This is a genomic window from Allobosea sp. 05T433, from assembly GCF_056396065.1.
In genome coordinates, this window is sequence record NZ_JBFTKS010000025.1 from 101048 (window position 1) to 107845 (window position 6798).

Annotated in this window: 2 protein-coding genes; both read left to right on the plus strand. The window is 67.7% G+C overall.

Annotated elements, in window-relative coordinates; translation table 11 throughout:
* Positions 1 to 138: 138 nt before the first annotated feature.
* Positions 139 to 2088: an autotransporter assembly complex protein TamA gene (locus tag AC1DGP_RS27175; RefSeq protein ID WP_476832714.1), complete on the plus strand. Its 1950-nt coding sequence runs from the start codon at positions 139 to 141 to the stop codon at positions 2086 to 2088.
* Complete coding sequence (locus tag AC1DGP_RS27180) at positions 2088 to 6407, plus strand: translocation/assembly module TamB domain-containing protein (protein ID WP_476832715.1); 4320 nt, start codon at positions 2088 to 2090, stop codon at positions 6405 to 6407. Before AC1DGP_RS27175 ends, AC1DGP_RS27180 begins: the two co-directional genes overlap by 1 nt.
* The last annotated feature ends 391 nt before the right edge of the window (positions 6408 to 6798 follow it).

Consider the following 6798-nt stretch of genomic DNA (forward strand, 5'->3'; position numbering starts at 1 on the left):
ATTGTGGTCATGACGAGGCATGACCACAAAATCATCTCATTCTATTGGTCTTGATAGTGTTGCGTTGGAGGAATGATGCGGGGTTTGCGGCGTAGGGTGCGCGGGGTTGCAGGCGGAGGCGGTTACGCTTTCGCCGCTATGCTTGCCATCCAGCCGGTACCCGCCGAGGCTTTCGACCTCTCCTCGCTCGACATATTCGGCTTGTTCGGCTCCTCGGATAAGCCGCCTGCGGTCAGCAGCACGACGCTGCCCTATCAGCTCGAGTTCGACGTCAGCGGGGCCACCGATGCCAAGGCCCTGACGCAGACGCTGCGCGACGCCTCGCTGCTTTACCGGCTCAGGCAGGATGCGCCGCCCGATGGCGAGACCCTGGCCCGGCGCATGGTCGCCGATCTCAACCCGCTGATCGATGCCCTCTGGTCGCAGGGCTATTTCAATGCGGATGTGACGATCGCGGTCGACGGTAACGGTCTGCGCCTCGGCAACGAGCCCGGCCCGGCGCTGGTGCGCGCGCTTGAAGCCTATCGCAACCGGGCCCCGGCGCCGGTCACCGTGCGGGTTGTGACCGGCCCGCTCTTCAGCCTGCGCAATGTCGAGGTCGTCGAGCAGGGCAAGGGCGGGGGCGGTGCCATTGCCGATCCCCACAAGGTCGCGCGCCTGAAATCGGGCGACCCCGCGACTTCGGCCGCCTTGCGTTCGGCGCAGTCATCTCTGGTCGATCACCTGCGCAACCAGTCGCGCCCGCTCGCCAGGGTGGTCGCGCTACGCCCGGTCGTCGATCATGCGGCGAAGATCATGGATGTGACCTATGTCGTCGAGCCCGGGCCGGTCGCCGGTTTCGGCGATGTCGGGATCGAGGGCACGGTCGATGTCCCGCCGCATGTCGTTCGCTCCTTCATCTATCTGGAGCCGGGCGACCCCTATTCGCCCAAGGCGCTGGCCGACACGCGCAAATCGATCACCTCAATTCCGGCCATCGGCTCCGCCCGTATCCGCGAGGCCGACCGGCTCGACGCCAATGGCAACCTGCCGATCTTTGTCGACATCACGGAGCGGCCGAAGCGGCTGATCGGCTTTTCCAGCCGCTTTTCCACCATCGATGGTCCGGCGGTCAGGACCTATTGGGAGCACCGCAACCTGCTCGGCGGTGCCGAGCGGCTCAGGCTCGAGGGCGATCTCTTTCTCGCCCCGCGGATCAACGGGACCACGATCCAGAGATTTGGCGATTTCGAGCAGTCCGACCTTGGCGGGCGCTTTGCGTTCAGCTTCATGAAGCCGGCGCTGAACGGAACCCGCTACGACCTGCTGGTCGACGGCGTCGCGACGCGCGAGCGCGTCGGCACCAATCGCTATGGCGGCTATACCGCCCGCTACGCCAATGTCACCAGCAGCATTCGCCGGCGTTTCAGCGACACCTTCTCGGTCCAGGCCGGCCTGGAGGTCGAGCGCGGCCAGACCAGCGATGTGCTTGGTCAGATCACCTACACCCTTGTCGGAATCCCGCTTTCTGTCCGATACGACACGACCGACAGCCTGCTCGATCCGACGCGCGGTGTCCGCCTCACCGCCTCCGTGGCGGCATATCCGACCTTCATGGGATCGACGGTCGGCATCGTCCAGACCAAGGGCGCGATCTCCGGCTATTACGCGCTCGATGAGGAGGCCCGTTATGTGCTGGCTGGGCGCATCGGCTTCGGCTCCGTGGCCGGCGCGGCGCTCGACGAGATCCCGTCGACGCGGCGCTTCTACGCAGGCGGCGGCGGTTCGGTGCGCGGCTACGCCTATCGTACGCTGTCGCCCCTTGGCCCGTACAACCAGCTGATCGGCGGACGCAGCCTGTTCGAAGCCTCGGTCGAGGCGCGGATCAAGATCACCAACACCATCGGCATCGTGCCGTTCTTCGACGTCGGCACGGCATTCGAGGAGAGTTTCCCCGCCTTCAACCAGACGCTACGGATGTCGGCTGGTCTCGGGTTGCGCTATTATACGCCGATCGGCCCGATCCGCTTCGACGTCGCTGCGCCGCTCAATCCGCGCAAGGGCGACAAGCCGGTCGCGGTCTATATCAGCATCGGGCAGGCCTTCTGATGGGCAACCGGCTCACCCTTTCGCGCCTGGCGCTTCTGGCCCTGCTGCTGGTGGTGGGGCTGGTCGTCTCGGCCCGCTTCGGCGGTTTCGCTCAGAACGCGCAGAATGATCGCGGGGTTCTGGCCGACCTGATCTCGCGCGCCCTGTCGACACCGAACAGCCAGGTCTCGATTGGGGCGGTCGATGGCGCGCTGTCCTCCGACGCGACGATCCGTGATGTGGTTCTCTCCGATCGCGACGGCGCCTGGCTGAGGGTCGACCGCGTACGGCTGATCTGGACCCGCACGGCCCTGCTGCTCGGCAGGCTCGAGGTCGACCGGCTCGAGATCGGCACGCTCGAGATCTTGCGCAAGCCGATTGCCGACCCGGCGGCAGCGCCGACCAGCGACCAGCCGCTTCTGCCGGAGCTGCCGGTCAAGGTGAACATCACCGCCTTCCAGCTCAATGAGTTGTCGCTGGGCGCCCCGATCGTCGGCGTTCCGGCCCGCCTGGGCGCAACCGGAGCAGCATCGCTTGGCGCTCCATCCGAAGGGCTTTCGCTGCGTCTCGAGGCGCGCCGGCTCGACGCGCCGGGCGAGTTCACGCTCAGGCTCGGTTTCGTGCCGCAGACTACGCGCCTGCAGATCGCCGCCAAGGTCGACGAGCCGCAGGGCGGCCTGATCGCGCGTGTCGCCAATCTCCCGGACCAGCCGCCGGTCAAGCTCGACCTCAATGGCGATGGCCCGCTCGACGCCTTCCGCTCGACCCTGACCTTCACGGCCGGCCCGACCATTGGGGCGCAGGGCTCGGCCAATCTCTCGCGCGTCGGTACTGGCCGTGACCTGGCCCTGGCCCTCGATGCCCGTATCGAAGGGCTGATGCCGGCGCCGGCCGCACCGGTCTTTGCCGGCTCGACCCGTCTCGACGGCACGGTCGGCTTCGTCGATGACGGTGCCGTCGACCTGCGCAACATCGCGCTCGTTTCGGCGCTGGCGCGCCTCGATGTCGTCGGCCGCTACGGGGCGGACAAGAATCTCGATATTCGCGTCACGGCCGCAGCCGTGCCCAATGCCAATGGCCGCACTGTTGCCGCCGGCACCGAGATCGGCAAGCTCGCCCTGGATGCCACCGTCAATGGCCCGGTGAACGGGCCGCGCGTCGTCGCCTCGCTCGACGCTCAGGATCTGCGCCTGCCGACCGGTCGTCTTGGCAAGCTCGTGGCGCGGTTCACCGCGACGCCGAACGGATCGATCGGCAATGCCGACACGCGCATCGCGCTAGTCTCGGACGGCGAGGCGACGGGCGTGGCGCTAGCCGATCCCAGGTTCGCCCGCGTCGTCGGCGACCGCATCGTCTTCACGCTGCGCGGGACAGGGCGGGGCGAGGGGAGTGCCGATTTCGAGACGTTGCGGCTCGCGATGTCCGGCGTGGAACTCGACTACAAGGGGCAGCTCGGCAAGGCCCGCATCCTGGGGCAGGCTCGCGCAGTCCTGCCCGATCTCTCGCGCCTCAGCGGGCTTACCGGCCGCAAGCTTTCAGGCAAGGCACAGCTCGGCGCCGATCTCGATGCGGTGCCGCGCCAGAACATCTATTCCGCGAGCCTCGATGGCCGTGGCGATCAGATCGGGACCGGGGAGGCGGCGCTCGACCGGCTGCTCGCCGGCAATCTGACGCTGGCCGGGCGCGTCGGGACACTCGCTGACGGCGGCGTGAATGTCAGTGGTCTTCGTCTCGCCGGGCAGCATGTCGCCCTCACGGCCGATGGCGGCATCGGCCGCGAGCGCTCGGATCTGCGGGCTGCCATCACCCTGCCTGACCTGAAGCGAGCCGATCCACGCCTCTCCGGCAAGGGCGAGGTCACGGCACAGCTTACCGGACCGCAGGACAAGCTCGATGCCTCGGCACGGATCGCGGTGACGAATGCGAGCGCGCTCGGTCGTCCGATCCCGCGGCTGTCGCTCGATGCCGTGATCCGCGACCTGCAGGGTGCGCTCGAGACGCGGGCGACGCTCGCGGGTGAGATCGAGGGCAAGCCCGCGACCGGCACGCTGCAATTTGCACGCCTGCCCGATGATGCCTGGGACCTGTCGAAGCTCGATCTCGCCATCGGCTCGGTGAAGCTGACCGGCGCGGTCACGCTCGACCAGGCCAGGCGCGCAGCCGGTCGGCTGACGCTCGCCGCGCGCAATCTCGACGATCTCTCGGCTCTGGCCCTCACCAGGCTCGGCGGACAGCTCGATGCGGACCTCACGCTCGCTCTTGTCGAGGGGCGGCAGAACCTGGACCTGAAAGCCAAGGGCACGCGCATCAATGCCGCCGGGGTTTCGCTCGACAAGCTCGATGCCAGCGTCGGTGCCACGGATCTCCATGGCCGCCCGGCGATCGACGCTGCGATCGCCATCGATCGCGCGGTGATCTCTGGCGAGGCGATCAACGCGATCCGCTTCGATTCGAAGGGCGGGCCGGATGCGAGCGCCTTCACCCTCAGCGCCAATGCCCGGGGCTTCACGCTCAATGGCGCTGGCCAGCTTGTTCCCGGCGATCCGCTGCGGCTCGACATCGCCTCCTTCGATGCCCGGCGCGAGGGCAAACGCATCACGCTGGCCAACCCCGCTTCGCTGAGTTTCCCCACTGGCGGTGTCGAGATCTCGAAGCTGGTGCTCGCCATCGACGCCGGCCGGCTCAGCCTTGATGGCCGGGCGGGCGAGACGCTCGATCTGCGCGTGAATGCGAAGGACATCCCGCTTTCGGCGGTCAAGCTGCTGGCCCCGAAGCTCGATCTGTCCGGCACCTTGAACGCCGAGGCGCAGATGTCCGGCAAGCCGGATGATCTCGCCGGTCCCTGGCAGATCCGGATCGCGCGGCTGGTGACTCCCGAAACCCGGAGCGCCGGCCTGCCTCCGGTCGAGATCAGCGGCAACGGTCAATTCTCCGGCCGGCAGACCAGCGTCGAAGCGACGCTGACGGCCGGCCGCGGCGCGAATCTCGCGGTTCGCGGCACGGCGCCCCTGAGCGCAAGCGGCGCGCTCGCTCTCACCATTCAGGGCAAGCTCGACGCTGCTCTCGCCAATGCGCTGCTCGCGGCGCAGGGGCAGCGGCTGACCGGCACAGTGACGCTCGACCTGCGGGCCGGTGGCACGGCGGCAGCGCCCGAACTGAACGGCGTTGCGACCCTCGCCAATGGCAGTTTCACCGACGCTCTCCAGGGCGTGCGGTTGACCGGGATCGAAGCGCGCATTGCCGCCAATGGCGACAATCTGCGGATTGAACGCGCGGTTGCCCGCGCGGCCAATGGCGGCACGTTGTCGGCGTCAGGCCAGGTCCGCGTCGACCCTGCCGCCGGTTTCCCGGGAGAGATCAAAATCGAGGGACGCCGTGCCCAGCTTGTCTCGAACGGCATCGTGACATCGGTCGCCGACCTCAATCTCGCGATCGGCGGTCCCCTGGCGCAGCGCCCGCGCGTCGATGGGCGTGTCGATATCATCTCGCTTGACGTCGCGGTGCCGGATCGGTTGCCGGCTTCCTTGCGTCCCGTCGACGGAATTCGTCACGTCAATGCGAAGGGCGCTGCGGCGGTGCGGATTGCCGCGCAACGCAAGGCGGCGCGCAGCGCCGGCAAAGGCGGACGAGCGGCGCCTGCCTTCGATGCCGCACTCGCCGTCACCATCTCTGCGCCGAACCGCGTCTTCATCCGTGGACGCGGGATCGACGCTGAGCTTGGCGGCGAGTTGCGCGTCGGCGGCACGCTTTCGGCCCCCGTGCTCGATGGCGGCTTCGATCTCAGGCGCGGCCGCTTGTCGGTCGCGAGCCAGCGGCTCGATTTCAGTCGCGGCCGCCTGACCTTCACGGGTGGCGTGATTCCGGAGCTCGATTTCGTCGCCGAGACCCGCGCCTCGGACGTGACCGCGCGAATCCTCGTCACCGGGCCGGCGGACCAGCCCGCCTTCGCCTTCACCTCCCAGCCCGAGCTGCCGCAGGACGAGGTGCTGTCGCGTCTGCTCTTTGCCCGTGCCTCCGGCTCGCTCTCGCCGTTCCAGGCCCTTCAGCTGGCGCAGACGGCCGCGCAATTCGCGGGGACCGGTGGCGACGATGCCTTTGAGAAGCTGCGCAAGTCGCTCGGCGTCGACAATCTCGACATCCAGATGGGTGCCGGCGGACCTACCGTCGGTGTCTCCCGCTATATCGGCGACAACGTCTCGATCGGAATCAAGGCCGGCGCCAAGCCCGAGGATAGCGGCGTCTCGATCGGCATCGATGTAACGAAGCGGCTTCGCATCCAGGCCGAGACCGGCGCGGATGGCAGCGCTGCCGTCGGCGTCGGCGCCGAGTGGGAATACTGACTGGCGCCAGCGCGCCGTTCCGGATGGCTGTGGCTTGAGTCGCCCATTCCGATTCGAACAGGCCGTGATTCTGCCGCCTTTTGCCTGCAGGACATGCCCAGCCGGGGCGCGCGGTTAACGGCGAGTAAATTTCGACCCTCAAAGCGTGGCGCGCCTGCAACACCGGGTTTCAAAGCACCCCCTCGGACCTCGCGGCGGCGTGATCTCGGTTGATCGGCCACCCGGCATTCGTATGGTGAAGGTGCGTCGGGACGTTCCCGGTCGCTGTTTTTCGTCTTCGCCTCTGAATGGTTCAGGGACGTGGGCGAAAGACCGGGATAGGCGGGTTCGCCGGTTTGGTCTCCTGGGGCCGATCGTCAAGAACACGCCGAAGCCCGAGGGTCTCGAAACT